The organism is Microcystis sp. M_QC_C_20170808_M3Col (genome assembly GCF_007095505.1).
Taxonomy (GTDB): domain Bacteria; phylum Cyanobacteriota; class Cyanobacteriia; order Cyanobacteriales; family Microcystaceae; genus Microcystis.
The window spans coordinates 1-4,242 of the sequence record NZ_SFBY01000328.1 but is presented as its reverse complement, the minus strand read 5'-3'; the positions used below and the strand labels follow the sequence as shown (position 1 = coordinate 4,242).

Below are 4,242 nucleotides of genomic sequence, written 5' to 3'. Positions count from 1 at the left end.
GTTCTGACTTTATCTGTGTGGGAATTTTCTTAACTCCTTCAACCAAACCCTTTACTACACAAGGATTTTAACCTTTTTTGTCCTCGATCGCTTTTTTATTTAAGCGAACGGTGAGTTACCAGTTACCAGTTACCAGATGTGAGTTTTCAGTCAATAGTATTAAGTGACAAGTTCGGAGCTTGCTTTTCACTGATTACTGTTTACTGCTCACTGCTCACTGAAAAGCCCCACACCCCATCAACTGTGGTAAAATGCCCTATGGCTCAAAACATTAGAGATAGAAGCACTCCACCATGATTCGAGATATCTTCATGCCCGCGCTCAGTTCCACCATGACCGAAGGAAAAATAGTTTCTTGGGTGAAGTCCCCCGGGGAAAAAGTCAGCAAAGGGGAAACGGTGTTAGTGGTCGAATCCGACAAAGCCGACATGGACGTAGAATCGTTTTATGATGGCTATCTCGCTGTAATTTTAGTGGCAGCTGGCCAAGAAGCACCCGTAGGGGAAGCGATCGCCTATATTGCCGAAACTGAAGCGGAAATTGAACTAGCCAAAGCTCAGGGAAAAACCGCCGCTGCCGCCCCTAGCAAGCCCGTAGAGACCCCAGAAATCGCTCCGCCTCCCGTTTCGATCCCCGTCGCCGCCGTTAAAGATAATGGCCGTTTAGTCGCCTCTCCCAGGGCCAAAAAACTGGCTAAAGAATTAAAAGTGGATCTGAAAACCCTAGTGGGTAGCGGTCCCCACGGACGAATTACCGCCGAAGACGTAGAAAAAGCGACAGGAAAAGTCAGCACCGTCCCCGCTCCCGTCATTACTCCCCCGCAACCCGTCAGCGTGCCTGTAGCGGCTCCTAAAGCCCCGATTCCGGCCAGCGCTCCGGTCGGCCGGACTGTTCCCCTCACCACTCTGCAAAAAGCCGTCGCTCAGAATATGTCGGTTAGCCTACAGGTTCCCACCTTCCAAGTGGGCTACACTATCACCACCGACCCACTGGATCAACTCTATCAACAGCTAAAATCTAAGGGTGTCACCATGACGGCCCTGTTAGCAAAAGCAGTAGCCAACACCCTCGCTAAACATCCTATAGTTAATGCCAGCTATAGCGACGCAGGAATCCAATACCACGGGGCGATTAACGTGGCCGTAGCCGTAGCTATGCCCGATGGTGGCTTAATTACGCCGGTTTTGCGCTCTGCTAACCAGATGGATATCTATTCCCTATCCCGCAGTTGGAAAGATTTAGTTGATCGCGCTCGCAGTAAACAACTGCAACCGGAAGAATACAATAGCGGTACTTTTACCATTTCTAATCTGGGAATGTTCGGAGTTGATCGCTTTACCGCTATCTTACCTCCCAACCAAGGTGCAATCCTGGCAGTGGGCGCTTCCCGTCCCCAAATCGTCGTCCACAATAATGGTTTATTCGGAGTGCAAAAACAGATGACGGTTAATCTCACCAGTGACCACCGAGTCATCTACGGGGCCGATGCAGCCTCCTTCCTGCAAGACTTGGCTAAACTGATCGAAACTGAGGTGCAGTCTTTAACTATGTAATCAGAATCTAGGCAGCAGGAGTCAAGGGAGTTTCTCTCTAGCTCCTGCTTTGTTGTTACTAAAAAAATGTAAAGAATTAGCTAAAATGGGTTTAACCTTATCTATCACCCAAAACTATCGCCCAAACAAGGCCAAAAAAAGTGTTAATCTCAGGGAACTTTAAGATCTAAGCTAATATCGGTAAATTAACCCTCAATCTCGCCCTATATATTAAGCCTACAATAATTCGTATTCCCACGCCCTAACGCCTACCCATAGGAAAAAATGATCACAGAGAATAGTCGCTTACGTTCAGAATTTTTAAATACACAGGTTATCACTCGCAATACAGGCAAAAAACTCGGCGTTGTTAAAGATATACTAGTAGATATCGATCAACGAGAAGTGGTTGCCCTCGGACTCCGCGATAATATCCTCTCCCTGTCGGGAATGCCTCAATATATGTATTTATCGAGCATCAGTCAGACAGGAGACGTGGTTCTCGTTGAAGATGATAACGTCTTGGAATCCGTCGATATCGATGCTTATACTCCCTTAATCGGTAGTGACGTGATCACGGAAACCGGCGAACCTTTAGGCAAAGTCCGCGATTATCAATTTGATCCCCTTAGTGGTCAATTACATTCCATTATCATCGCTTCCCTGGGATTGCCTCTTATCCCCGAACAATTGATCAGTACCTACGAAATTGCCATTGAAGAAGTGGTTAGCAGCGGTCCGAATCGCTTAATCGTCTTTGAAGGGGCCGAGGAACGTCTCACCCAAGTTAGTGTGGGAGTTTTGGAACGTTTGGGTATTGGTCGTCCCCCCTGGGAAAGAGAAGAAGAAGAAGCTTATTATACCCCCGCTGCTCGCCCGGAAAATCAGTTAGGTACGGGTATTCCCCTCCGCACTCCTGTGGAGTCAGCTAAACCCGTGGAAGAACGCTGGAACGAGGACGAATGGGAAAAAGAACCCCTGCGGGCCAATCCCCCACCGCAAAAACGGGCCGAAGCTCGTTATTATGAGGAAGAATACGAGGAAGAAGAAGATAACTGGGGAGAGGCGCGGTTAGAACGCACAGAAAGCTTTTCTCGTCCTCAGTACGACGATTACGAAGATAAGGCCGAGGATGATATGTGGGATGATGACGTGGAACCGGATTACAATCCCCCCCGCATCAATATTACCGAGAAGAAAAAAGAGAGAATCCCCGAATACGAAGACGGTTAATCTTTGATCATCCCCCTATCCATTAGTTACATCTTTCTTAACATAAAATTTGACAAAAAGAGGAAAGTGTGCTAGGTGGCTCAAGGGGGTTCTCTGGGGGAACTAATTTGATCAGATAGTTTCCCAGTCTGGCTGATATTATTTAACCTTTAAGTAGTCGGACATAAATTCTGTCGTCTGTCTTAAGAAATGTAATTCTGGCAATTCTTGCTCACTCCTGACTTGAAAGAGGGTGTAGGGTGTAGGGTGTGGGGTGTAAGGGAAGGAAACCTCTTTCATCTCTGGTGGTGAAAATTTTTTCATCGGGACTGACTCCTGACTCCCACGGTTAACTTTACTTTTGTCCGACCACTTAATCAAGGCTATCACTAGGTAACCAATCTTCTATCACCTGCGGGATAGTATAGGGAAAAAACGGCGTTGCTGAATCAAGGTATGAATGACAACCTTGCACCCATCCAAAAGTTAGTTTGGGTCTAGGTTTTAAAAATCCCACAAAAGAAGATTCATATCTCAAATCAGCAACGCCGTATTTTAGCTTCCACGTTGCAAGCAGTAGGAATTGTATTAGGGAACGCAACCTACAAGATCGGCGTACTGCTACGCAGTGCCTTCGGCATCGCACTATGAAGACTTAAAAGCTAAACTGAAACCGAGTTGAATAGAGACTGCTTTCTCTATTTCTTCCCAATAAACGTCTTCTAAAACACCCTGTTTATTCTTAATTCTTTGAGAATCTACAGCCCTCATTTGACTTAAGTTGATGTGTCGCTCTCCGTCTAGTCCATTCTGCACTGTCGGTGTAATATTGACAACAAAAGGATAAGTCCTTTTCCCAGGCAACAATGGAGCAACTATTGTCGTTGTTCCATTTTGATTGCCAATATCGTTTTGTAAAATCAGGCAAGGACGTTCTTTATCGGTTTCATAACCAACAACGGGTTTCAGATCGACCCACCATATCTCTCCTCGCTTATAGGTTAGTCTTCCATTAGGCATTTAGACCATCGCCCACTGCAACATCCCAGACAGAGATTTCTGTTTGGATATCTGGATCATTGGCCTGATCTTTATAAGCGTCTTCTAACTCTTTCATAAAAATCCTTCTCTTCTCTTGCCAGAGAACATCATTTATAAAGCTGCTACGATTGCTTGCTAGTCGATCTACAAAGTCCAAAACTTCGTCGTCTAAGGTTATGCTAACTTTCTTACTCATTGCCATAAGCTGCTTACGACAGCTTGGTAGGATTAGATCATCATACTAACTAATCCTACATTAATTGTCAATGCCTGCCTCTGATCTGTAAGTAGATTGAATGCCTAACTAGGGTCTGCTGAAAAAGTTTTTCGGTGGGGGTTGGGGGTTGGGGGTTGGGGGTTGGGGGTTGGGGGTTGGGGGTTGGGGTGTGGGGTTTTACCCATTTTCAGGTGGTCAATTACCTAATTTTCAGGGAAAAAGTCCCTGAATTTTCCCCCC

At 46.0% G+C, this 4,242-nt stretch carries 4 protein-coding genes; 2 read left to right on the top strand and 2 right to left on the bottom strand.

The features are described from left to right. Window positions 1-293 precede the first annotated feature (293 nt). Complete coding sequence (locus EWV84_RS15110; protein WP_287078652.1) at window positions 294-1,553, top strand: dihydrolipoamide acetyltransferase family protein; 1,260 nt, start codon at window positions 294-296, stop codon at window positions 1,551-1,553. 264 nt (window positions 1,554-1,817) lie between these two features. Beyond that, window positions 1,818-2,765 carry a PRC-barrel domain-containing protein gene (locus EWV84_RS15105; protein WP_287078650.1) on the top strand — a complete coding sequence of 316 codons (948 nt, stop codon included), beginning with the start codon at window positions 1,818-1,820 and terminating at the stop codon, window positions 2,763-2,765. 624 nt (window positions 2,766-3,389) lie between these two features. On the opposite strand, the gene EWV84_RS15100 is transcribed toward EWV84_RS15105, so the two are convergent. Both EWV84_RS15100 and mazE read right to left on the bottom strand, forming a co-directional pair. Next, the gene (locus EWV84_RS15100) at window positions 3,390-3,764 is read right to left on the bottom strand and encodes a type II toxin-antitoxin system PemK/MazF family toxin (protein WP_287078649.1); all 375 of its coding nucleotides are present in this window, start codon (window positions 3,762-3,764) and stop codon (window positions 3,390-3,392) included. After that, complete coding sequence (gene mazE / locus EWV84_RS15095; protein WP_287078648.1) at window positions 3,757-3,981, bottom strand: type II toxin-antitoxin system MazE family antitoxin; 225 nt, start codon at window positions 3,979-3,981, stop codon at window positions 3,757-3,759. Before mazE ends, EWV84_RS15100 begins: the two co-directional genes overlap by 8 nt. Window positions 3,982-4,242: the final 261 nt, after the last annotated feature.